Raw genomic sequence first — 25497 nt, 5'->3', positions numbered from 1 at the left:
TTTAATTATAAAATAGTGCTAAGCAGTAGCGTGAAAGATAAACCCAACACCGAAATGATCGTTTCTAATACCGACCAAGTTTTGAGTGTCTGCCCTACTGTCATACCAAAATATTCTTTGATTAGCCAAAATCCTGCGTCATTCACATGTGAGAACACCAATGAACCTGAACCCGTGGCAAGGACTAAGAGTTCCGGCCTAACTGCAACGCCAGCCGTAGCTGCAATTGGAGCAACAATGCTACAAGCGGTAGCCATAGCCACCGTTGCAGAACCTGTAGCCAAACGAATCAATGCTGCGACAAACCAGCCTAACAATAACGGCGATAAATTTGCCTTTAAAGCTGTAGATACAATCTCATCAGAAATACCAGTGTCACGCAAAATGCCACCAAAACCGCCACCTGCACCTACAATCAACATAATCCCGGCAATAGAAGCTAAACACCCACCACAGAATTTTTCAATTTGTTCACGGTTAAAGCCCTGCATCGTACCAAAGGTAATAAAGCTGACCAGTACGGCAATAAGCAATGCGATATCAGAAGTACCAATGAAACGTAGTAGATCATTTGCGAAAGTCTTTGGTGCAAAGAATAAATCAGCCCAACTTCCGATTAACATGAGTACAACAGGCAGCATAATCGTAAATAAGGTAATCCCAAAGCTTGGTAGCTCACGTGTCCTATTCGTATCTGCTTCAACGAACTGCTTTGCTAACGGGTTATTTTCAGGCAATTTGACGTATTTATTAATCCAAAGTGCATACAAAGGCCCAGCTACAATAGCTGTTGGAACACCCACGATTAAACTGTAAGCAATCGTTTTACCAATATCCGCATGATAGGCCTGCACTGCCAGCAAAGCTGCTGGATGTGGCGGAATTAAACCATGCACAACCGACAAACCAGCAACCATCGGTAAGCCAACAACCAGTAAGGATTTACCTGTCCGTTTAGCAATGTTAAATGCAATTGGAATGAGTAGAACAAAACCGACTTCGAAAAATACGGGAAGACCAACAATAAGGGCAATAAACATCATGGCCCAGTGAATATTTTTCTCACCAAACCATTTAATTAAAGTAATTGCTATTCGTTCAGCACCACCCGACTCGGCCATCATTTTGCCGAGCATCGTTCCGAGTGCGATTACAATCGCAAGGTGGCCCAAGGTTTTACCAGTACCAGCTTCATATGACTTAACAATATCGCCCATTGGCATGCCAACAGCTAAAGCTAAACCGAGTGAAACAATGATAAGAACTAAAAAGGGATAAATTCTGAACTTCGCGATCATAACAACCAATGCAATAATCGCGATTACAGTGTAGATCAGCAACATGCCACCCTGAACCGTCTCCATGGGACATTTCTCCTTGGAATTATTATTTAGGCACACTGCCTAAACAAAGGTCTTCAACCACAGTAATTCCTACTGTTAAGACATTAATTTTTTATATTTAGGTGTGACCAGCACAAACTGGTCACATCAATACAGCCTTTAAAGCACATAAAATGCACTTCATTTTTTATAAATATTGACTACATTTACAATGCTCTCAACTGACTCGCAATTTGAGCTAAACGCGTAATTTCAGCCCAGTCTTGTGCAGCAACAGCAGCTTTAGGCGTCAACCATGAACCACCTACACAAACTACGTTAGGTTGCTTCAAGAAATCTGGTGCTGACTCTGCTGTAATTCCACCTGTTGGGCAAAAACGCAAGTTTGGAAATGGACCATAAAATGCTTTGAGCATCTCGACTCCACCTGCTTGCTGCGCTGGGAAAAATTTCACAATGTCATAGCCCAACTCAATCGCCTGAATCAGATCACTTGGTGTCATAACTCCTGGTAATAAAGGTAAGCCAGCATCTTGCGCAGCCAAATGTAAGTCTTTGGTTAAACCAGGAGATACACCAAACTTAGCGCCTGCTTTTTTAGCTTGGGCGCAATGCTCAGGCTTGGTAATTGTTCCCACACCCACCACAATGTCGTCTGCCAACTGACTTGCACGCTCAATAGCAGCCAAACCAGCAGCGGTACGTAAAGTAATTTCCAGTACTTTTACACCACCAGCATGCAACGCACGTGATACATGTTCACCTTGTTCGGCAGAGTCAAAAGCCAACACGGGAATTACTGGACCTAATTTGACCACATCTTCAATCTTGCTCATTACTTTGTAATTCCTTTGTCTCAAATATGCGCTTGCGGCTCTTCACCAACAAGTGAACCAAACACAGATGCACCATGTTCAGCAGGTGCTGCTGCTGCACGGAATACACCAAATAATTCACGGCCGAAACCAACTTCGTTTTCTGCCTGATGTTCTGGCTGTGCAACAGGGCGTGATTGCCAAGTTTGTTCATCTAACTCAATATCGAGTACACCAGCCTCAGCATCAATAACCAACATATCTCCGGTTTGGACTTTAGCAATCGGCCCATTTAGTAACGCTTCTGGAGATAAGTGAATCACCGCAGGAACTTTGCCTGAAGCACCAGACATACGTCCATCGGTAACTAAGGCAACATGGAAACCTTGATCTTGTAAAACACCCAACACAGGCGTCAAACGATGTAACTCAGGCATACCATTCGCACGAGCACCTTGGAAACGAACGACCGCAATAAAGTCTCGATGTAATTCGCCACGATCAAACGCTGCTTGTACCGCTTCTTGAGAGTCAAATACGATTGCTGGTGCTTTCACTTTACGGTGCTCTGGCGCAACAGCAGAAATCTTGATAACACCACGACCAAGGCGACCTTGCATTAAGCGCAAACCACCATCTGGCTGAAACGGCGCATCAATGCTACGAAGTACTTTGTCATCAAGGCTTTGAACTACACCGTCAACCCAACTGAGCTTACCGTCAATCAATTTCGGTTCTTTGGTGTAGTGCTGTAAACCCTTACCAGCGACTGTCGTTACATCGTTATGGAGTAAACCAGCTTCAAGTAAGTTACGAATAAGGAATGCCACCCCACCCGCAGCTTGGAAATGGTTTACATCGGCCTTACCATTTGGATAGATTTTTGCGAGCAATGGAACAACAGCAGACAACTCATCAAAGTCATCCCAGTCAATTAAGATGCCAGCCGCACGTGCAATCGCAATCAGATGCAATGTGTGATTGGTTGAACCACCCGTCGCGAGTAAAGCCACAATGCCATTGATAATAGCTTTTTCATCAATCACATGACCAATTGGTGTGTAGTTGCCTCGCTCAGCAGTTAAGTCAAGCACACGTTTAGCCGCTTCGGCAGTGAGCGCATCACGTAATGGCGTATGAGGGTGAACAAATGCAGCGCTTGGCAAATGTAAACCCATGACTTCCATCAGCATTTGGTTACTGTTTGCAGTACCGTAGAAGGTACATGTGCCCTGACCATGATAGGCAGCCGATTCAGCTTCAAGTAAGGCATCACGGCCCACTTGACCAGTCGCGAATTGTTGACGGATTTTGGCTTTATCATCATTTGATAAACCGCTACTCATTGGACCCGCAGGCACAAAAATAGTTGGTAGATAACCAAACTGTAACGCACCAATCAGTAAGCCCGGCACAATCTTATCGCATACGCCGAGACACAATGCGGCATCGAACATATTATGAGAAAGTGCAATTGCTGTACTCATCGCAATTGTTTCACGTGAAAACAATGACAATTCCATACCGGCATTACCTTGAGTAATGCCATCACACATTGCCGGCACACCACCTGCAAACTGAGCAACACCACCATTTTCACGGGCAGCTGTTTTTATAATGTCTGGGAAGGTTTTATAAGGGGCATGTGCTGAAAGCATTTCATTATATGAAGACACAATGCCAATATTTGGTTCACGGCCAACTTTAATAATTAATTTTTCATTATCTTCCATGCTGGCAAAACCATGCGCGAGATTGGCACATGAGAGTGCTCCACGAGCAGGAAATTTACCTTGGGCATGTTCAATGCGTTGTAAATATGCAGAACGAGTTTTTTGGCTACGCGCGATTACACGCTCGGTAACTTTTGCCAATATTGGGTTCGGCAAGTCCATGCTGGACGCTCCTGTACAACCGGATAAGCCGGAAAAACAAAATAGACCAAACGATATATTTAACGATCATTTGGCAGAGGGATGAATAATATTATTAAGGCAAAAAGCGACATGCAAGTCCTTATAACTCCGAGCAATACTCTAGGCCTTAGCATTAAAGACAAATAATGTTTAAGTTTTAAACAAGGAAATGATTTTATTTTTGACTATATTTACGGGTAAATTAAATATTAATAACTATGAGAAATTTCTCATAATATCAAAGCAATAAAATATCTTTATAAATGGGTGAGCACTGAATTTTTTATACTTATTTATACTTAGTTTGATATTAAAAATGTTTATAATTTATCCTTTTTATCCTATGTATAAACTATTAAAACTTAATTTCAATTACGTATATTATTTGTAATACTCCCCTGTAGTTTGATTAAAATAACAACACTTATTTTTTCTTAAAAAATTTATACCAAATAGTTGAAAATTACATTGATTCAAAATTTACTTTTCATAAATATATACAAAAAACTGTTTAATTCTTCTACAAAAAAACAATAAATACAGTGGTTAAGCTTTATACTCAACGAATATTAGTTATAAAAAATTTGATGGTCGATAGTGCTTAAGTCTAATGGGCTAAAGTCTATCTTGGACAGAAAAACAACACATGTTAAAACATCACAACCTGCTCTTAATGCATGTTGCAATTAATGCCTTTTGATCAGGAAGTTAGGAAAACTATTTTTAAATCAGGACTTGGGTATTTCAACGTGGCTACATCAGTATTAGTTATTAATTGCGGTTCTTCATCTATTAAATACGCGCTGGTTTCAGACCGTCGTGAAGATCGTATTTATGGTTTAGCAGAAAACTTAGGGGCGGCTGATGCTCGTATTAAAGGAATTACAGTCGGTGGAGAACCACTAGAGCTCTCAATTCCTTATGCTGACCACGCCAAAGCTTTAGAAACTTTACTTGCACGTCTTGCAAACTATAAACCTCAAGCAATCGGTCACCGTGTCGTACATGGTGGAAGCCTCACTAAAGCTGAATTACTTACTCCTGAAATTATAGAACGTATTCGTGCAGCCACCCCTCTTGCACCGCTTCATAACCCAGCCCACTTAATCGGGATTGAAGCAACAATGCGCCTATTTCCTGAATTACCTCAAGTTGCCGTATTCGATACTGCATTCCACCAAACCATGCCTGCGCATGCATACCGTTATGCAATCCCTAAATTTTTATATACAGACCATAACGTTCGCCGCTATGGCTTCCACGGCACAAGTCATGCTTATGTGTCTGACCGCGGTAGTGAACTGGCTGGTAATTTCCAAAAAGGTGGCTGGTTAACAGCACACTTGGGCAATGGTAGTTCGACTTGTGCAGTATGGAATGGACAAAGTGTTGATACTTCTATGGGCCTTACCCCGCTTGAAGGCGTTGTAATGGGAACCCGTAGTGGGGATGTCGACCCAAGCTTACACAGTTTCCTTGCAAAAAATCTTGGCTGGGACTTGGCGAAAATCGATAAAGTTTTAAATAACGAAAGTGGCTTACTTGGCTTATCACAACTTTCTAACGATATGCGTACTGTGATTGAAGCCTCTGAAAATGGCAACGAAGATGCGCGTCTTGCAATTGAAGTATTTAGCTACCGCCTTGCAAAATCACTTGCAGCATTAAGCTGTGGTTTGCCAAGTATTGATGGCCTGATCTTTACAGGTGGTATTGGTGAAAACTCAGCTTACATTCGTGAAAAGACTTTAGCTTATTTACCTCACTTTGGTTTACAGCTCGATAAAGACCAGAACAACAATTTAAAACGTGGCACAGAAGGCCGTATTGATAGCGGTACAGGACCACAAATCTGGGTGATTCCAACCGATGAAGAAGGCCGTATTGCTAAAGAAACGCGTCAGGTTGTAGACGTTGCACAAAATACATCTCCTGAAATTAGCCTTGCTTAATTACAGAAGTTAAAGAACGTTATTTATAGGTTTATATGAATACAATTTTATTAATTCCTACAGGTGAAGGGGTTGGTTTAACCTCTGCCTGCTTAGGTATGATTTATGCACTTGATTGTAATGGAATTAAAGCAGGCTTTTTAAAACCGTTTTCTCAGGTAGATCAAGAAAATTTAGACCGAACTACATCTTTATTTGGTCATTTATTTCAAGGTAAAACTGTTCAATCCATTTCTCATGAAAAGTTAACCCAACGCATTGCGTCAGGTGAAGTCGATGAACTCCTTGAAGAAGCAGTAAGTCTTCATCGCAGTATTGCAGCAGACAATAATGTCATTATTGTTGAAGGCTTATTGCCAAATGGGCAAGACCATTTTGCCAGTGAGCTTAATGCCAGCCTTGCCCAAGCTCTTGATGCAGAAGTGGTTTTGGTAAGCACAGCAGACATCCAAAACCCACGTAAAACAGCAGAGAAAGTTGAAGCTCACTTGCGTCAGTTTGGCGGTGCAACTTCAAACCGAACAGCAGGTGTACTCTTTATGCGTACACGTGGCTTATCTGAGGAAACAGCTCAGATTCCTGTCGCATTCGACCCATCGCTGCGTCCAACTGAAGACATCGCAAAATTTACGACAGAACTGCAAAAATACAATCGCTACTTTGGATCGAACGATTTACCAATTATTGGTTTAGTTCCATTTAGTAATACACTAAGCGTACCTAGAACTTTAGACATCGCGAACGTGATTGATGGTCAATGGGTACATCAAGGCGAAGCGAAAACACGTCGTATTTTGCACTCAAGTTTAATTGCCTCAAGCATTGAATATGAATTGAATAAATTCATTGCTGGCGAGTTGATTATTAGCGCATCTGAACGTACCGATGTGTTACTTGCAGGTAGCTTGGCAACTAGTAACGGTATTCCATTGGCAGGCTTGGTACTGACCGAACGTGAAGCACCTGCCCCTGAGCTTTTAGAGTTTTGCCAAAGCGCTATCAAACAAGGCTTACCAATTTTACATACCCGTTTAAACACACTGGAAACAGCACAGCGCTTATCTGATTTTGGTAATGAAATTCCAACTGATGATACTGAACGTGCCGAGCAAGTGACTCGTTTTGTTTCAAGTCATATCGATGTCGAATGGCTTAAACAGCACAGTAATAACGGTGCAACTCCTCGTCTTTCCCCTTCAGCATTCCGTCATGAGCTGGTACAAAAATCGATTGCAGCTAAAAAACGAATTGTGCTTCCAGAAGGCGATGAGCCACGTACTATTGAAGCAGCTGCTATATGTCAGGCTCGTGGTATTGCACATTGTATTTTGCTAGCAAAACCAGATGCAGTTCAAGACGTTGCAAAAGCACGCGGGATTGAACTACCAGCTGACTTAGAAATTATTGATCCGGATAGCATTCGCAACCAATATGTTGCACCTATGGTTGAGCTCCGCAAAGGTAAACTCAACGAGTTACAAGCCAAAGATCAATTACAAGACACTGTTGTTCTTGGCACCATGATGCTGGCGCTAGATCATGTAGATGGTTTGGTTTCTGGTGCAGTTCACACAACCGCGAACACCGTGCGCCCTGCTTTTCAGCTGATTAAAACCGCACCGTCTTACTCTTTAGTTTCATCCATATTCTTTATGCTTTTACCAGATGAAGTTTATGTTTACGGTGATTGTGCAATTAACCCAGACCCTACAGCCGACCAGCTTGCTGAAATCGCGATTCAGTCTGCTGACTCTGCAAAAGCGTTTGGAATTGACCCACGTATTGCCATGATTAGCTATTCGACTGGAACCTCTGGAACAGGGGCGGATGTTGAGAAAGTACAGCAAGCAACTCAAATTGCACAGCAACGCCGCCCTGATTTACTGATTGATGGCCCACTCCAATACGATGCAGCTTCTGTTGAAAGTGTAGGACGCCAAAAGGCACCAGACTCACGCGTAGCTGGTCGTGCCAATGTATTTATTTTCCCAGACTTAAATACAGGTAATACGACCTATAAAGCAGTCCAACGTGCAGCAAATGTAGTCAGTGTTGGACCAATGCTGCAAGGCCTAAATAAGCCAGTGAATGACTTGTCTCGTGGTGCTTTAGTAGATGACATTGTCTTTACTATTGCATTAACAGCAATTCAGGCTGAACAACAAGCTGCTGCCAAATAATTAATATCATTTAATCTTTTCTACCTCTCGCCATTTGATGTCCGCTCAAATGGCTTTTTTACTCTTAAATAACTACCTTAGCTGTTGGTTATTCTTAGTTTTAAATCACTTAGCATTATCCTTATTCGACTTTTGGTCAAAACATCAACCAATCCCCCACAAGATTGTGTTTTTGTCATATAATTTAGCCCGCTAGCTAACAGCCCGCTCAAGAGATTTTCTGGTATGACAACGATTATCAAACAAGATGACTTGATTACATCAATCAAGGACGCCCTACAGTTTATTTCGTACTATCACCCGCAAGACTTTATCCAAGCGATGAGCCGTGCTTATGATCGCGAAGAAAACAAAGCTGCAAAGGATGCAATTGCACAGATTTTAATTAACTCTCGCATGTGTGCGGAAGGTCATCGTCCAATTTGCCAAGATACTGGTATTGTTAACGTTTTCCTTGAAGTGGGCTTAGATGTTAAATTCGATTTAACAATGAGCTTAGACGATGCAGTAAATGAAGGTGTTCGCCAAGGTTACCTTGAAAACAGCAACGTTCTTCGTGCATCTGTACTTGCTGACCCAGCATTTGGTCGCAAAAATACAAAAGATAATACCCCTGCTGTAATTCACTACAAACTCGTTCCGGGTAACAAAGTAGATATTACTGTTGCTGCTAAAGGTGGCGGTTCAGAAAACAAATCTAAACTTGCAATGCTTAACCCATCTGACTCGATTGTTGACTGGGTTCTTAAAACTGTTCCAACAATGGGTGCAGGCTGGTGTCCTCCAGGTATGCTCGGTATTGGTATTGGTGGTACTGCTGAAAAAGCCATGATGCTTGCTAAAGAAGCACTCATGGAAGAAATCAACATGGACGAATTACTTCGTCGTGGACCAGAGAACAAAATTGAAGAACTTCGTATCGAAATCTTTGAGAAAGTAAACGCTCTCGGTATTGGTGCTCAAGGTCTTGGCGGTTTAACCACTGTTCTTGATATTAAAATCAAAGATTACCCATGTCACGCTGCTGGTAAACCAGTAGGCATGATTCCGAACTGTGCTGCGACTCGTCATGCTCACTTCCAGCTTGATGGTACAGGCGTAGCTCATATTCAAGCACCAAAACTTGAAGACTACCCTTCAGTCACTTGGGACTCTTCACAGTCTAAACGTGTAAACCTTGATACCATTACTCAAGAAGAAATGGATTCTTGGAAACCGGGCGACACATTACTTCTTAGCGGTACAATGTACACAGGTCGTGATGCTGCGCACAAACGTATGGTTGAAATGATCGACAATGGTGAAGAATTACCAGTTGATCTTAAAGGTAAATTCATTTACTACGTTGGCCCAGTTGATCCTGTGGGTGATGAAGTCGTTGGTCCTGCTGGTCCTACAACTGCAACACGTATGGACAAATTCACACGTAAAGTATTAGAGCATACTGGTCTATTCGGTATGATTGGTAAAGCTGACCGTGGTCCAACAGCAATTGAAGCAATCAAAGACAACAAAGCAACTTACCTTATGGCAGTTGGTGGTGCGGCTTACCTCGTATCTAAAGCTGTTCGTGAAGCTGAAGTTGTTGCCTTCGCTGACTTAGGTATGGAAGCAATCTACAAATTCGTAGTTGAAGATATGCCTGTATCTGTAGCAGTTGATGTAAACGGTACTTCAATTCACGCAGTAGCTCCAAAAATCTGGCAAGCAAAAATTGGAAAAATTCCAGTAATCGATGCCGCAGCAGGCTAATCAAGAAAAGCACCGAATTCGGTGCTTTTTTTATGCCTTATAATTTTTTTTGGAAATTGAAAAGAATTGTAACAATTAGTTCGCCAATCTATGTTATTAATAAATACACCCACCCGCCATATATTGCATATAGGTCATTTCATGACTATCCGCCCTATTCTTAAAAATCTCTCAATCAGCCTCTGCCTAAGCTGTATTACGACAAGCTTGTTTGCCTCTCCTGCCAAATTAAGCTCAGTCAAAGAACTCATGCAAATGAGCCAAATTGATTATTTGCTTAAAGAATCAATTAATGAATTAACACCTTATTATGATCAACAAGCTGAACAGATCATTACTAATATTACGGGCATCAAAACTTTAGGTCCGAAAGAAAAAGAGGCCGCAAAAAAGTTAGGCTTACTTTTAAAAGATTCGAGTAACCAGCTCATTAGTAGCCCAAAAACTACGCAAGCCTTACAAGATATTTATTTAAAGACATATACTGAAGAAGAAATTCAGGCAAATTTAAAATTTTTAAAAACCCCAGAAGGTCAATCAATTACGCGTAAAAACGTACAGATTATGGGGCAAATTTCAGAATACATGATGGAGTTGGGACAACAAACCTTTAATGACCCTAAAGCACGCGATCATATGCAAGAAGAGATGCTTAAAATTATTGCGCCACTCATGAAGGATAAAGAAAAGTCTTAACTTTTCTTTATCCTTTGTAGGCCATTACCACGTTAAAGGGTTCCACAACTTAAATGGTTTAATCAGATGGACATCTGATTTTTCATCATATTTGGCTGGTTTTAGCTCTTGCGGTTTATGTCGAATCTTTCCTGAAGCATCTTCAGCAACAAAATTGTAGCTAGAAGATTTAAGCTCCGTAAAAGCAATCTCTCTACGTCCAATGTTGTCTTGCATTAACATAAATGGGCCAGTGTGTTCACCGCGGTCCATTTTGTTTTCTTCATCGTATTTTAAATAATAAGATGTTCCTGCATCGACCGTAATATCAATATATTTTGGCTCTTGAAAATGAATACCTAATAAAGGCCGACTTGCAGAAATACGATAACTTCCTGCTGGCAGTTCAATCCAGTAATAATGGTTATGCAATAAGCTTGGAATTCGTTTGCCATTTACAAATAAATTAATTGCTGCAATTTCCTGACGGTTCCATTTGGTATCTGGCCGATAGAGATAGACTACCGCTGCATGTTCATTTTGCGGTTTAATCGGAACAAATGTCTGACCTAGTTTTTGGTTGACCCATCCCCCCATGCTAAAACCACCCACATGGTATTGATCAAATACACCAGGTGCTTTATCTACATCAACTTTAGGTAAAGTCGCAGTCAGCTCAGCTGGATTCTTTGCCAAGTGTGATGAACTTTGGCAACCCGCAAGTAATGCGGTACAACTTAATGCAATAATTAAATAACGCATGACATCCCTCAAAGCGTTTTCTTTTGATTTTTCTATATCGCAAAACTATGCGTATTTTGTTTTTTTAGATTAACACCACCTACATGAATTGAAAACAAAAAAAGCATGAATCACTCACGCGATTCATGCTTTTTAGATGAATGAAATCTAAGCAGACTTCGAATCAATTACTTTTAAATCTGCCTTAGCAACACTTTCATGAGTTGCTGTTTCTTTAGGCTGACGTTCTGGCTTGTAAACAGGTTCAGCTTCACCATTAATCACTGCTTCATTAATGAAAACTGTTCCTACATCTGTACGGCTTGGTAAGTCATACATTGTTTCAAGTAAAACATTTTCCAAAATCGAACGTAGACCACGAGCTCCAGTATTACGCTCAAGCGCTCGCTTAGCAACTGCACGTAAAGCAGAGTCTTCAAATACAAGGTCAACATTTTCCATGTTGAATAAGTATTGATACTGGCGAGTTAATGCATTTTTTGGTTCTGTCAAAATTTGCATTAATGCTTCTTCATCAAGCTCTTCAAGCGTCGCAATAACTGGTAAACGGCCAATAAACTCTGGAATTAAACCAAATTTCACTAAGTCAGTTGGCTCAACTTGACGGAACAATTCAGCAATTTTCTTGCTTTCATCTTTTTTCTTCACGTCAGCTGTAAAGCCAATTCCGCCTTTTTCTTGGCGCTGTTGTACAATTTTTTCCAGCCCAGCAAATGCACCACCACAAATAAATAAGATATTTGAGGTATCAATTTGAATGAACTCTTGCTGCGGATGTTTACGTCCACCTTGTGGTGGAATTGAAGCTACAGTACCCTCAATCATCTTAAGCAATGCTTGTTGTACACCTTCACCAGAAACGTCACGCGTAATCGACGGATTTTCAGATTTACGTGTAATCTTGTCGATTTCATCGATATAGATAATGCCCTTTTGAGCTTTTTCTACGTCGTAATCTGCTTTTTGCAAAAGCTTTTGTACAATATTTTCAACGTCTTCGCCGACATAACCCGCTTCGGTTAAAGTTGTCGCATCTGCCATCGCAAATGGAACATCTAGCAAACGAGCCAATGTTTGAGCAAGTAATGTTTTACCTGAACCGGTAGGTCCAATCAGTAGAATGTTACTTTTAGCAATTTCCACATCTTTAGACACATGACCAGATTGCCCGACTTTTAAACGTTTATAATGGTTATAAACGGCAACAGATAATGTCTTTTTGGCAAGATCCTGACCAATCACATATTGATCAAGCGCAGCACGTATTTCATGCGGTTTTGGCAATGCCTTGCTCGCCCAGTCACCTGCTTCAACCTGTTGGCTGGTTTGTACAAGGTCTAAGCAGACATCTACACACTCATTACAAATATATGCGTCCTCGCCCGCAATCAGTTTCCCGACTTCAGACTGCGTTTTACCGCAAAATGAACAATGTTTTTGTCCTTGAGGATGTTCGGACATATTCTCTCCACAAATAGAATCTTAAATATGAGGGCAAGCGATAGAGCTAAATGACTATATGGAGGCGTTTTCCAACAACTCAAGCCACTTAAAAACTCCCCTTATGGACGCTTACTTAATACCTGATCGACTAAGCCATATTCTTTTGCTGCTTGTGCAGTCATAAAGTTATCACGATCAGTATCACGGGCAATCGTGTCATAGTCTTGACCACTATGTTCTGCCATCAAACGATTCAAGCGTTCTTTAATAAATAGAATTTCACGAGCGTGAATTTCAATGTCTGATGCCTGACCACGGAACCCACCCAATGGTTGGTGAATCATTACACGTGCATTTTCAAGGCAATAGCGTTTACCTTTAGCGCCAGCATTTAATAAGAATGCGCCCATAGATGCAGCCTGCCCCATACAGTATGTTACTACATCAGGTTTGATAAATTGCATCGTGTCATAAATCGCCATACCAGCAGTTACCGAACCACCTGGCGAGTTAATATAAAGATGAATATCTTTATCTGGATTTTCAGCTTCTAAGAACAACATTTGAGCAACAATCAAATTTGCCATGTTGTCTTCAACTTCACCAGTTAGAAAAATGACGCGCTCACGTAAAAGTCGTGAATAAATATCAAAAGAACGTTCGCCGCGAGAAGATTGTTCAACCACAACAGGAACTAAAGCATTTTCAATTGTTGGAACATACATACGTTATTTATTCCTAAATTTTTTGTGACTTAACCTATGGCAACAATATGCGGGATAATTTCTCAAATTGCAAAAGGTTCGCACTGAAATATTATATTATTTATACCTAAGTACTGCATGGCGTACTCAAATTAACCACATACCCAAAAATGAAAAAGGCGCCTATAGCGCCTTTTCCAGATTTCTCAAAAGATTAGCCCATACGGCGAGCTTGTTGTTCTTTCAATAAATCTTCGTAAGATACTGCTTTGTCAGACACTTTAGCTGCAGCTAAGATATGATCAACAACTTGATCTTCTAACACAACAGCTTCAATTTGTTGACGTTGTTGAGCATCATTTTTGAAGTATTCGATCACTTCAGTTGGATCTTCATAAGAAGAAGCCATGTCGTCGATGTAAGCATCAACACGTGATTGGTCAACTTCAAGTTTAGCATCAGCTAATACTTTGCTTACTAAGATACCAAGCTTAACTGAACGCTCTGCTTGCTCTTTGAACAATTCGTCAGGAAGCATGCTCTTGTCGAAAGATTGAGCACCAGCACCGCCAAATTGTTGAGTGAACTGTTGAACCATTTGCTGACGTTGACGGTCAATTTCTTGAGCAACCATTGCAGTTGGAACTTCAACTTCGTTAGCAGCAACAAGAGCATCAAATGCAGCTTGTTTAACTTGGTTACGTAAACCATTGCGAACTTCACGTTCCATGTTTTTACGAACGTCAGCTTTTAATTTTTCAACGCCTTCTTCTTCAGTAACACCGAAGATTTTCAAGAATTCAGCATCAATCTCTGGAAGTTTAGGTTTTTCAACTTGCTTCACAGTGATTTTGAATTGAGCTGCTTTACCAGCTAAGTTCTCAGCTTGGTAATCTTCAGGGAAAGTTACATCAATTACTTTCTCTTCACCAGCTTTCATGCCAACGATGCCGTCTTCGAAGCCAGGAATCATACGACCTGAACCTAACACAAGTTTAAAGTCTTCAGCAGAACCGCCTTCGAACTTTTCACCGTCGATAGAACCTTCGAAGTCAAAAGTCACTTGCATGTCTTTTTTCGCCATACCCTTGGTCACAGCCCAAGTTTGACGTTGTTTTTGCAAGTTTTCGATCATAGTTTCAACGTCAGCGTCTTTAATTTCAGCTGTTTTACGTTCAACTTCTAAACCATCAAATGCTTTTACTTCAACTTCAGGATAAACTTCTACAGTTGCTTCAAAAACTAAAGCATCTTCTTTATGTTCAACTTTCTCAATGTTCGGCATACCTACCGCATTGATTTTTTCTTGTTGAATCGCTTCAAATACGCTGTCACGAATGATGTCATTCACAACTTCTTGATAAATACTTGCACCGTATTCGCGACGAACAACGTTTGCAGGTACTTTGCCTGGACGGAAGCCGTTGATCTTCACAGTTTTGGCAGTGCGCTTCAAACGAGCTTCAAATTGCTCGTTAACACGGCTCGTCGGTACAGAAACATTTAAACGACGGGCAACGCCCGAAACCGCTTCAGTCGTTACTTGCATGGCTTCCTCGATAAAAATTAGTTAGTAGGAACAGTTTTTAAAAAAGTGCTGTATTATATGACAACTTTCAAGATATACAAAATTAACCGATCAGATCAGTAAATTGAAGGCCGTTTTTTCAGTAAATTTCACAATAATTTTATGATTTTTTAATTTTTTTTAACTCAACCTTAAGCCAAAGTAATTTTTTAGTTATTCTTCATAAATCTAAAATTACAATTAATTTATCAATAATTATCGTTTTTCATAAAAATTAATAATAATTAATTAATTAGCAATTTTTAGTGACAAAACCCGATTAAATCTTTCATATTTTCTTCACAATCCTATCGACAAATCCAATTAACACAAACTGTACATATAAATAAGAATTATTATTATTCGCATAACGTTTTGTATTTAAGTCCTGAAAGTCATGTCATTGATTAGAACACGTAAAAAAATTGTTTCATCTGCAATCGCATCATCCCTTTCTATGATTGCAACAACTGCAATGGCACAAGAAACTGTTTCACAACTACCAACCATTCATACTCAAGCAACTCACGAAGAATCTTTAAAAGTAGATGAGTCGGCAAATTCAAAATTAGTTGCTCCCCTTTTAGATACTCCAAAATCCGTTTCTATTCTTTCTCAAAAATTAATTAAAGATTCAAACTCTAACACCCTACTCGAAGCTTTACGCTATGAACCAGGTATTACTTTAGGCGCAGGTGAAGGCGGTACCCCATTTACCGATATGCCATATATTCGTGGCTATAGCGCTCAATCCTCTGTCTATGTCGATGGTGTTCGTAATTCAACTTCTCAAAATCGCGACATGTTCGCTATTGAGCAAGTTGAAGTCATTAAAGGTTCTTCTTCTGCGCTTGGCGGCGGTGGTAGTGTTGGGGGTAGTATTAACCTAATCCCTAAAGTCGCCCATGAAGGTGATGTTTACCAAGGTAGTGTTCAAGGTGGCACCGACAACTATCGCCATATCCAACTTGATGCAAACAAAGACTTTGGTAATGGCGTTGCTGGTCGTGTTGTTGTTATGGGCCATGAAAACGAAAAAGCTGGCTCAAATAACGGTGCAGAATATGCTCGTGCCGGTATTGCATCAAGTCTTGCATTTGGCCTAGATACTGCAACTCGTGGAACACTGAGCTACTACTATTTACGTAGTAATGATGAACCTGATGCAGGTATTCCCTTCCTTCCTGTTGGTGGGAAACCAATTGATGTAAAACAAGGCACATACTACGGTTGGAAAGCTCGTGACTTTGATAAACGTGAAAACCATATCGGCACGTTTAAATTAGAACAAGATCTTGCTGATGATTTAACATTATCAAACACGATGTCTTATACAAAATCTAAATCAGATTACATCTATACCAATGCCGATGACTCAAAAGGTAATGTAACGAAAAACGGTACTATTTCGCGTCGTGCTTTAAGTCGTATTGTAGACACAGATGGTTATAGCGATCAGCTTGCATTAAAAGGTAAATTCAATACAGGTGCGCTTAAACACTCTTTTAATACAGGTGTCGAGTGGAGCTACCAACAATCAAATCAAGGTGTTTATACGTTTACTGATGCCTCTGGCACCACATCAACAGTACATAACACCAGTTGTCCTGTAAGCAGTGCGCTTTCAAATGGCTGGTGTACTTCAGTAGACAATCCAATAAATGGAGCATTTACTGATACTTTAGGTAGCATCAAAAATCAGTATACAACTCGCAGCCGTACTGTTTCTCTTTATGCATTGGATAGTATCGAGTTTAATCCGCAATGGCTTTTAAATTTGGGTATACGTTGGGATAAATTCGAAACTGAGCGTAAATATAATAAAAATATTTATAAAACTGTTAAAGATATCGATAAAACGAGCACAAGCGGCAACTATACAAATGACGTAAGTATTGCAGCTGGTCAGAAATTCGAAAATGATAGTGACTATTTTTCTTATCAAGCTGGTTTAGTCTACAAACCAATTGAAAATGGTAGTATCTATGCAAGTTTTGCAACTTCTGCAAACCCAGTTGGGGTAGACCAAGGTGATGGTGCAGATGCCTTATCCACTTCTTCTCAACAAGCAAATGATTTATCTCCAGAAAAAGCACGTACTTTCGAAGTTGGTACTAAATGGGACCTGTTTAATAATCGTGCAAACTTAACGGCTGCTATTTTCCGTACCGAGAAACAAAATACTCGTATCGCTATTGATGCTAATACCACAACCAATGCTGGTGAAAGTAAAGTTGATGGCTTCGAAGTCGGATTCAACGGTAAGGTAACTGACAAATGGGAAGTTTCTGCGGGTTATAGCTATTTAGACAGTGAACTGACAAAAGCGGCTTATAACGCAGTTGCACAAGAAGGCAAACCGCTCCCATTCGTCGCTAAAAATAGTGCGACATTGTGGTCTACTTATCGAGTACTACCTAAGTTAACTCTAGGTGCTGGTGCCGAATACCGTGATAAAGTATTTACCAATACAAATACTGGCACAACAATGCTTGAAGACAAATATTTGCCAACATATACCATTTACAATGCTATGGCTAAATACGATGTCAACAAGAACGTAAACTTACAGCTTAATATCAATAACATTTCTGATAAACGCTATTTTACAAGTGCTCACCCAGCTCACTATGCATTTGAAGGCAATGGTCGTAACGCCGTTTTAGCCATTAACTTTAAATACTAAAACTTAATTCCATAATTTATTTATGGTATTAATTAAAGCAGATATAAAGATAGCCTCGTAATGAGGCTATCTTTATAAATAAAGTATTTACTTAAAAGGTGTTTGCTGTGATTCATCATATCCCCAATGTTTTAAGCAAAGAGCAAGTTGCAGAGTTTCGCAAGCTCATGAAAGAGGCAAATTGGGTAGGTGGTAAAGTAACTGCCGGCACTTTGTCTGCCTCTGTTAAAAGAAATCAACAACTCTCTGAACAAGACCCGCTTACACATCACTTAAGTGATATTGTCATTAAAGCAATTTGGCAAAATCCTGTGTTTCAAGCAGCAGCCCTTCCCCACAAAATTATTCCACCACTGTTTAACCGTTATGACGAGTATGAAAGTTTTGGTTTCCATGTAGATAACTCAATTCGTCTTATACGCGGGACTTCAGAACAACTACGTACCGATTTATCTTGTACCTTATTTCTAAGCGAACCTGATGAATATGAAGGCGGCGACCTCGTTATCGAAGATACTTATGGCTATCACGAAGTCAAATTACCAGCGGGTGATGTGGTGCTCTACCCGTCTACTAGCCTGCATGAAGTCAGTAGTATTACATCAGGTACTCGCTTTGCCTCTTTTTTCTGGGTGCAAAGTTTGGTTCGCGATGACAGTAAACGCCATCTTTTATTTAACTTAGATGAAAGCATACGTGAACTACGTAAATCACATGGCGATAGTTATTCTGAAGTGATGAAACTGACTAATATTTATCATAATCTCATCCGTATGTGGTCAGAACTGTAACTCTATTTATTTTTGCCTTATTTAGTCTAATTAATTATTTTTATCTCAATAAGGCAAAATAGTGAAAATTATTTCCCATAAAACATCAAACAACGCAAAATTAGAAAATTATTTTCTAATTTCTGAGATTAAAATTACGATAAGAATTTTGCACAAGGTGTAATCATTGTTTAGATGTGATATATCTAAATATCAAGATTACCAGCAAACCATCAAACTTATTATTTCACGGTCTAGAGATGAAAACGAATTACTTGTTTGCCCAGCCTACTCAAGCAAGACATCATCCGCAACTCCTGATGCTGCGCCAAGCGCGCGTATAAAAATTTTGTCTGCTTTTTAAAGCAGCGCTTTGAAATTCCCTTTAATTTTTCTGAATTAGATACCATATATTAAGTAGAGACGTTGCCTTTTAAATATATCCAGAGCAACTGCGCTACGAGACAAGGAGTTTTCTCATGATGTTGGCTGACCCAAGCAAAAAATACCGCCGTATGTACCAACGAGTGGATTTACCAGATCGCCAATGGCCAAATAAAGAAATTATAAAAGCGCCAATCTGGATGAGTACTGATTTACGTGACGGTAACCAAGCAATTTTTGAACCGATGAACATGGAACAAAAATTCAAAATGTTCAAAATGCTTGTAAAAATCGGTTTTAAACATATTGAAATCGGTTTCCCTTCTGCGTCTCAAATTGACTTCGATTTTACTCGCATGTTAATCGAAGAAAATCATATTCCTGATGACGTATACATTGAGGTTTTGGTTCAAGCACGTGATCATTTAATTGAACGCACTTTTGAATCTTTAGTAGGTGCTAAACGCGCAATCGTACATATTTATAACTCGAACTCTCCAACTTTCCGTCAGAAAGTATTGAATGTAGATGTAAATGGTGCAAAACAATTAGCAATTAATGCAGCTCAAAAAGTGAAAGAGTATGCAGCGCAATATCCTCAAACTGACTGGATTTTCCAGTACAGCCCAGAATGTTTCTCTGCAACCGAATTAGAAGTTGCTAAAGATGTTTGTGATGCTGTGACAGAAATCTGGGATGCTCGTCCAGAACATAAAGTGATTTTAAACTTACCTGCGACTGTCGAAGTTTCTACACCAAATGTTTATGCAGACCAAATTGAATGGATGCATCGCAATTTGGCACGTCGTGATGGCGTGATCATTTCTGTTCACTGTCACAATGACCGCGGCTGTGGTATTGCAGCATCGGAACTTGCCATTATGGCAGGTGCTGACCGTGTTGAAGGTTGTGTGTTTGGTAACGGCGAACGTACTGGTAACGTTGACGTTGCAGCCATTGCATTGAACATGTATACCCAAGGTGTAGCGCCAGAGTTAGATTTCTCTAACATTAATGAAGTGATTGCAACGGTTGAAGAATGTACTGGTTTACCTGTACACCCTCGTCATCCATATGCAGGCGACTTGGTATTTACTGCATTCTCCGGTTCACATCAGGATGCAATCAAAAAAGGCTTCGAGTACCAGAAAAACGAAGAAATCTGGGATATGCCTTACTTGCCAATCGACCCGAAAGACTTGGGCCGCGACTATGATGCAGTTATTCGTGTAAATAGTCAGTCTGGTAAAGGCGGTATTGCTTACTTATTGGAATCAAACTACAACGTTGTATTGCCACGTCGTTTGCAAATCGAATTCAGCCAAGTTGTTCAACAATACGCTGATGAGAATGGTACAGAAATTAATGCCAAAGAAATCTGGACATTATTTAAAGACACATATGTCGATGTGAAAAACCAACATTACACAGTCAAACACTACAAGTTATCAGACATTAACGGTACTCAAATTATCGAACTTGATGTAGATGTTGAAGGTGAAACACAACAACTTCGTGGCGAAGGTAATGGTCCTATCTCTGCATTCTTAAACGCACTTCAATTACCAATTGACGTATTGAACTATGAAGAACGTAGTATTAGTTCAGGTGCAAATGCCAAAGCCTTGACCTTAATTGAACTTCAAGTGAAAGGTACAGGTAGAGGCTCATTTGGTGCTGGTGTTCATGACAATACCGTCACCTCATCGATTGAAGCAATTATTGCATGTACCAACCGTTTGATTGATCAAGGTGTTCTAAGTACAGATCAGGTTGTTGCCGCCGCTGTTTAATTTAAAAAAACTCTTTTGAAAGGATACCTAGCTTGGTATCCTTTCTTTTTATTCCTGAAAGATTTAAAAGGCGAAATGTTCCCGTGTCTTTTCCAGCTGATTCAGTGGGGTTAGTCACTCCGCAAAAGTTCCAATTTGAAGAACCATTACATCTTGAATGTGGCCGTGTTTTGCCACGTTTTGAATTAATGGTTGAAACTTACGGCACTTTAAATGCAGATAAATCAAATGCCATTTTAATCTGTCATGCCCTTTCCGGACATCATCATGCAGCGGGTTATCACCACGAAGATGATAAAAAAGCTGGATGGTGGGATAGCTGTATTGGCCCGGGTAAAGCAATTGATACGAATAAGTTCTTTGTAGTTTCGCTCAATAATATTGGTGGTTGTAGTGGCTCAACTGGCCCAACTTCGCCAAACCCTGAAAATGACAATCGCCCTTATGGACCGGATTTTCCATTAGTAACGGTACGCGACTGGGTTAAGACTCAAGCCATGCTTTCCGACCGTTTGGGTGTAGATGTCTGGTATGCGGTTGTTGGTGGATCATTAGGGGGCATGCAAGCACTACAATGGTCTGTAGACTACCCTGACCGCCTGCAAAAATGTGTGATTATTGCCAGCGCACCAAAACTTTCAGCACAAAATATTGCATTTAACGAAGTGGCACGTCAGTCGATCTTATCTGATCCAGACTTCCATCATGGTCGTTACTTAGAAAATGATAGCTATCCGAAACGTGGCCTGATTTTGGCTCGTATGGTCGGCCATATCACCTATCTTTCTGAAGAGGCGATGAAACAAAAATTTGGTCGTGATTTAAAATCAGGCAAATTTATGTACGGTTTTGATGTCGAGTTTCAGGTTGAAAGCTATCTGCGTTATCAAGGTGAACAGTTCAGCCGTAACTTTGATGCCAATACTTACCTCATTATGACCAAAGCTTTGGATTATTTCGATCCTTCACGCGAATACGGTCATTCACTTACAGAAGCAATGGGTAAAACCAAATGTCAGTTCCTGATTGTCTCATTTACAACAGACTGGCGTTTTGCCCCTAGTCGCTCTCAAGAAATTGTAGATGCACTTATTACCAATCATAAGCCTGTAAGTTATCTCGATATTGATGCTGAGCAAGGCCATGACTCGTTCTTATTCCCGATTCCACTGTATGTCAAAACCATGCGCGCTTTCTTAGGCGGTGAAGAACACTTAAAATCGACATCACTGGAGGCAAGTTAATGCGTATTGATCAACAACTGGCAGAAAAGTGGATTAAACCCGGCTCAAGCGTGCTCGATTTAGGGTGTGGTGACGGTGAATTACTCGCTCATATGAGCCAAAAACATCAAATTCGTGCTTATGGTTTAGAAATTGATCAAGAAAAGATTGCAATTGCCGTCAGTCGCGGGTTAAATATTATTCAACAAGATTTGAATCTCGGTTTAAGCCGCTTTGCTGACCAGTCTTTTGACTATGTAGTAATGGCACAAGCTTTGCAAGCCGTAGATGCACCCGATGTTTTATTAAGAGACATGGTGCGTGTGGGTAAACAGGCAATTATTACTTTTCCGAACTTCGCGCATTGGAAGACTCGCTCTTTTCTTGCATTAAAAGGGATGATGCCTGTGTCGGATGCTTTACCATATATGTGGTATAACACCCCGAACATTCATTTATGTACATTTAAAGATTTTGAAGCACTCTGTGCTGAAAATCAGATACAAATTATTAATCGACTCGCCGTCAATGGAAACCAGCAGGGAAGCCTGTTAAGCAAACATGTTCCGAATTTGTTTGGTGAAGTCGCTATTTATCGAGTGAGTGCACTATGAAAAAGACATTATTTAGCACACTATTTGCAGGACTGCTAAGTATGCAGGCTCATGCAGATTATATCGCCCAGCCACAATCGGTTGCGAGTCAGGCTGCACGCTTTTCAACAATGGGGGTAAGTGACCTTCAAAAAGCTGCAAAATCTGGTCAAGCAGGCGCACAGTTTTACCTAGGTACACACTACCAATATGGTAAAGATGTAGAAAAAGATGAGAAGCAAGCTTTCGCATGGTTTAAAGCTGCTGCTGACCAAGGTTTATCACCAGCACAGTTAAATGTAGGTCGTATGTACGCCGATGGTATTGGCGTTAAGAAAGACGAGTCTATGGCTCGTAAATACTTCGAAAAAGCAGCAAGCAACGGTGATAACCGTGCAAGCTATAATCTTGCGATGATGGAAGAGCAAAAGAAAAACTACGTTGGTGCTTACCAATGGTATGAACTTTCAACTCGTGATGGCATGCTAGACAATAAAGTAATTAGTTTATCTGAAGGCAAAAAAACTGCGCTTGCAGCGAACTTAACACAAGAACAAATTCGTACAGCACGTGACCGCGCTGACAAATGGATCCAAGCACAATAATAACGGTTCATCCGTAAAAAAACCTTACTCGACTAAAACCACCTTGTATGCTGTACAAGGTGGTTTTAGTTTTTATATTCTATTTATTTTCCTCTATATCCCCTCTTAAAAAACACGTAACATAACTCATGTTCGATATTAGCTATAAAGTTTGGTTTTATTATGTCTACCCCACATTGGTTTGATCAGGGCAGTTTAGTTCTTGCCAGCAATAACAAAGGTAAGGTCGCAGAGTTTGAAAAACTTTTTGAACAACTTAAGTTACCTGTAGAAATTATTCCTCAAGGTCGCCTTAATATTCCCGACGCCATTGAAGACGGCTTAAGCTTTATTGAAAATGCGATTATTAAAGCACGTCATGCCTCTAAAATTTCAGGTAAACCTGCTATGGCTGATGACTCTGGTATTTGTGTTCCAGTTTTAGGTGGTGCACCTGGTATTTACTCTGCACGCTATGCTGGAGAACACGGTGACGATGCAGCGAATAATGCCAAATTATTAAATGATCTTTTACCATACCGTAAAAATGGTGAAGTGATTGAAGGCATGTTTGTGTGCGTACTTGCTTTAGTCACACATGCGGAAGATCCATTACCACAAATTTTCCAAGGCATCTGGCACGGCGAAATTTTAGAAGCTGCACGTGGTGAAAATGGTTTTGGTTATGATCCACTGTTCTGGTTGCCTGAGCTACAAGTTTCTAGCGCTGAGTTGTCTAAAGAAGATAAGAATAAGATTAGTCATCGTGGACAAGCGATGCAGTTATTTAGAGAGAGCTTACAGAAGTAAGCTGATTATATAGCCACAATATGCCACGTTAAAACATATTAGATTTTGTATAGGCAACCCTTACTTTTCAAAGATGAAAAGTAAGCAAAAATCTTTTGTTAGACTGATGGCACTTCCTTGTGCCACAGTCTAACTGGCGGCATCCATGCCGCCTTCGCACAAGCAAATGTAGGGAAGAAAATTTAAAATTAATTATAATACTACATGTAAAAACACTGCATAAATCGCAATACACACACAACTCACAATCGTCCCCGAAGCGATATAAGCCGCCGATCTCCCCGTCCCTTGATAATGTGTTTCTAACGCTACAATATTAGCTGCTGGCGGCAGGCAGAACATCAAAAACATCACCCCTATTTGCTGGCTTATATTTGGAATAGGTAAAAATCTATAAGTTAATCCACAAAGTACAAATCCACACGCCACCTTAAATGCTTGAGCTTTCGTACTGTAGATTAAATCTTTTGTATAAACTCTCGTACGGCGTAGCCACATTCCAAGCACACACATACCAGCAAAAGTCATTGCAATTTTAGCAATATCATAAATCCAGTGTATGGCAGGGTGTTCAATATGTTGAGCACCTAAAAGTCTGAGTACAACAGCGCAGAATATTGAAATACAAGGTGGAGAGGTTAAAACCTTTTTTAATATATTGAGCTTACTCTGTGGTTCCGTTGTTACGGCAGTCACACCCCAAGCATTGCCAAACAGCGACATTCCAATATATAAGGCGACTATTGGTGCAGTTGCTTTAGGGCCAAATAAAGCCATGGCAAAAGGAAAACCTAGCCATCCAATATTGGTATAACTGACGCAAAGCGCCAATAAACGGTCTTTAAATAAAGCCAAATAAGCAAAGAAAATAATAAACGCTGAGCCAAAACTAAAAAGCATTAAACTCAAGCTTCCAGATTGATAAAATACGATGTTGTAAATAATCACAATCGGAATCAGGAGTCGTGCAAGCCAAGCAGAAAGAATAGGTTTTATAGTTTCGGAGATAGAAGTTTGGGCAAGTAATAGTCCAGTGATAAATGCCAATATTGGCAATAGTAATCCCACACTTTCCCCCACCTACACATCAAAAACAGTTTGTTATGCTACACCTTTTAATTTTGAAATGTATGACCGATTTCACCTAAATTTTCCTTAAAATTAAATGAACTGAACAGCAAATAACTTTGTAAGAAATACTTTTAAAAATCTTATCTTGTCTAATTTACTTTAGATACTGTCTTAAAAATGAAATATAAGTGTCACATTATTGTCATAGCAACCTGTTGAGATAAAGCGAACTAAAAAGAGGTATAAAATTATGGCCGGTTTATCTATTTGGCATGTGGTTATTTTCGCAATCGTCGTTATTTTATTGTTCGGTACATCTAAATTAAAAAATATCGGTAAAGATGTAGGCGGTGCAGTAAAAGACTTCAAAAAATCAGTTCGTGAAGAGGATGATGCTACATCTTTAAATACTCCTCGTACGATCGATGCACAAGTTAAAACATCTGAAAGTACTTCAGTGAAAAGCTAAAGGTT

Annotated in this window: 20 protein-coding genes; 12 read left to right on the top strand and 8 right to left on the bottom strand. The window is 40.1% G+C overall.

The features are described from left to right. Nucleotides 1-5: 5 nt before the first annotated feature. The 3 genes from MSG95_RS04915 to edd all read right to left on the bottom strand — a co-directional run bounded on the left by MSG95_RS04915 (nt 6) and on the right by edd (nt 4053). A complete protein-coding gene (locus MSG95_RS04915) occupies nt 6-1364 on the bottom strand; it encodes a gluconate:H+ symporter (RefSeq protein WP_077164485.1) in 1359 nt (452 codons plus the stop codon). A 185-nt stretch (nt 1365-1549) separates the two neighbouring features. Beyond that, entirely contained in the window at nt 1550-2179 is a 630-nt protein-coding gene (gene eda / locus MSG95_RS04910; protein WP_004698780.1) for a bifunctional 4-hydroxy-2-oxoglutarate aldolase/2-dehydro-3-deoxy-phosphogluconate aldolase, read from the bottom strand. 20 nt (nt 2180-2199) lie between these two features. Continuing rightward, nucleotides 2200-4053: a phosphogluconate dehydratase gene (gene edd, locus MSG95_RS04905; RefSeq protein ID WP_039250386.1), complete on the bottom strand. Its 1854-nt coding sequence runs from the start codon at nt 4051-4053 to the stop codon at nt 2200-2202. Between the two features lie 770 nt (nt 4054-4823). On the opposite strand from edd, the gene MSG95_RS04900 reads away from it, so the two are divergent. The 4 genes from MSG95_RS04900 to MSG95_RS04885 all read left to right on the top strand — a co-directional run bounded on the left by MSG95_RS04900 (nt 4824) and on the right by MSG95_RS04885 (nt 10654). Beyond that, nucleotides 4824-6026 (top strand): acetate/propionate family kinase, encoded by a 1203-nt coding sequence (locus MSG95_RS04900; protein ID WP_077164486.1) that lies wholly within the window; start codon nt 4824-4826, stop codon nt 6024-6026. A 35-nt stretch (nt 6027-6061) separates the two neighbouring features. Beyond that, entirely contained in the window at nt 6062-8206 is a 2145-nt protein-coding gene (pta, locus tag MSG95_RS04895) for a phosphate acetyltransferase (protein WP_077164487.1), read from the top strand. 225 nt (nt 8207-8431) lie between these two features. Continuing rightward, entirely contained in the window at nt 8432-9958 is a 1527-nt protein-coding gene (locus MSG95_RS04890) for a fumarate hydratase (protein WP_004883333.1), read from the top strand. 141 nt (nt 9959-10099) lie between these two features. Next, complete coding sequence (locus tag MSG95_RS04885) at nt 10100-10654, top strand: DUF2059 domain-containing protein (RefSeq protein WP_004698794.1); 555 nt, start codon at nt 10100-10102, stop codon at nt 10652-10654. Between the two features lie 24 nt (nt 10655-10678). On the opposite strand, the gene MSG95_RS04880 is transcribed toward MSG95_RS04885, so the two are convergent. The 4 genes from MSG95_RS04880 to tig all read right to left on the bottom strand — a co-directional run bounded on the left by MSG95_RS04880 (nt 10679) and on the right by tig (nt 15091). Further along, the gene (locus MSG95_RS04880) at nt 10679-11395 is read right to left on the bottom strand and encodes a DUF2846 domain-containing protein (RefSeq protein WP_004698797.1); all 717 of its coding nucleotides are present in this window, start codon (nt 11393-11395) and stop codon (nt 10679-10681) included. Nucleotides 11396-11542: 147 nt separating this feature from the next. Continuing rightward, entirely contained in the window at nt 11543-12856 is a 1314-nt protein-coding gene (gene clpX, locus MSG95_RS04875) for an ATP-dependent Clp protease ATP-binding subunit ClpX (protein ID WP_002053318.1), read from the bottom strand. A gap of 101 nt (nt 12857-12957) precedes the next feature. Further along, nucleotides 12958-13563 (bottom strand): ATP-dependent Clp endopeptidase proteolytic subunit ClpP, encoded by a 606-nt coding sequence (gene clpP / locus MSG95_RS04870; RefSeq protein WP_000289452.1) that lies wholly within the window; start codon nt 13561-13563, stop codon nt 12958-12960. Nucleotides 13564-13756: 193 nt separating this feature from the next. Then, nucleotides 13757-15091, bottom strand: a complete 1335-nt coding sequence (gene tig / locus MSG95_RS04865) for a trigger factor (protein WP_077164488.1) — start codon at nt 15089-15091, stop codon at nt 13757-13759. A gap of 415 nt (nt 15092-15506) precedes the next feature. Between tig and MSG95_RS04860 the strand changes: the two genes are divergently transcribed. The 7 genes from MSG95_RS04860 to rdgB all read left to right on the top strand — a co-directional run bounded on the left by MSG95_RS04860 (nt 15507) and on the right by rdgB (nt 23952). Beyond that, entirely contained in the window at nt 15507-17795 is a 2289-nt protein-coding gene (locus tag MSG95_RS04860; RefSeq protein ID WP_077164489.1) for a TonB-dependent receptor, read from the top strand. 107 nt (nt 17796-17902) lie between these two features. Beyond that, the gene (locus MSG95_RS04855) at nt 17903-18586 is read left to right on the top strand and encodes a Fe2+-dependent dioxygenase (protein WP_004698804.1); all 684 of its coding nucleotides are present in this window, start codon (nt 17903-17905) and stop codon (nt 18584-18586) included. Nucleotides 18587-19044: 458 nt separating this feature from the next. Beyond that, the gene (leuA, locus tag MSG95_RS04850; protein ID WP_151819268.1) at nt 19045-20742 is read left to right on the top strand and encodes a 2-isopropylmalate synthase; all 1698 of its coding nucleotides are present in this window, start codon (nt 19045-19047) and stop codon (nt 20740-20742) included. An 83-nt stretch (nt 20743-20825) separates the two neighbouring features. Continuing rightward, nucleotides 20826-21986, top strand: a complete 1161-nt coding sequence (gene metX / locus MSG95_RS04845) for a homoserine O-succinyltransferase MetX (protein WP_025469059.1) — start codon at nt 20826-20828, stop codon at nt 21984-21986. Next, nucleotides 21986-22579, top strand: a complete 594-nt coding sequence (metW, locus tag MSG95_RS04840; protein ID WP_001217230.1) for a methionine biosynthesis protein MetW — start codon at nt 21986-21988, stop codon at nt 22577-22579. Before metX ends, metW begins: the two co-directional genes overlap by 1 nt. Continuing rightward, nucleotides 22576-23163: a tetratricopeptide repeat protein gene (locus MSG95_RS04835; protein WP_019458061.1), complete on the top strand. Its 588-nt coding sequence runs from the start codon at nt 22576-22578 to the stop codon at nt 23161-23163. Before metW ends, MSG95_RS04835 begins: the two co-directional genes overlap by 4 nt. 162 nt (nt 23164-23325) lie before the next feature. Then, nucleotides 23326-23952 (top strand): RdgB/HAM1 family non-canonical purine NTP pyrophosphatase, encoded by a 627-nt coding sequence (rdgB, locus tag MSG95_RS04830; protein ID WP_004698813.1) that lies wholly within the window; start codon nt 23326-23328, stop codon nt 23950-23952. A gap of 192 nt (nt 23953-24144) precedes the next feature. Here rdgB and MSG95_RS04825 read toward each other — a convergent pair whose 3' ends face one another. Beyond that, nucleotides 24145-25020 carry an AEC family transporter gene (locus tag MSG95_RS04825; RefSeq protein ID WP_077164491.1) on the bottom strand — a complete coding sequence of 292 codons (876 nt, stop codon included), beginning with the start codon at nt 25018-25020 and terminating at the stop codon, nt 24145-24147. A 253-nt stretch (nt 25021-25273) separates the two neighbouring features. Here MSG95_RS04825 and MSG95_RS04820 point away from each other — a divergent pair, with 253 nt between their 5' ends. Beyond that, nucleotides 25274-25492: a Sec-independent protein translocase subunit TatA gene (locus tag MSG95_RS04820; RefSeq protein ID WP_004698818.1), complete on the top strand. Its 219-nt coding sequence runs from the start codon at nt 25274-25276 to the stop codon at nt 25490-25492. Nucleotides 25493-25497: the final 5 nt, after the last annotated feature.

The organism is Acinetobacter sp. IK23, assembly GCF_035615275.1.
GTDB classification, from domain to species: Bacteria; Pseudomonadota; Gammaproteobacteria; order Pseudomonadales; family Moraxellaceae; genus Acinetobacter; species Acinetobacter seifertii.
Note: the sequence above shows the minus strand (reverse complement) of the source record. Positions and strands in the feature narration are given on the sequence as shown.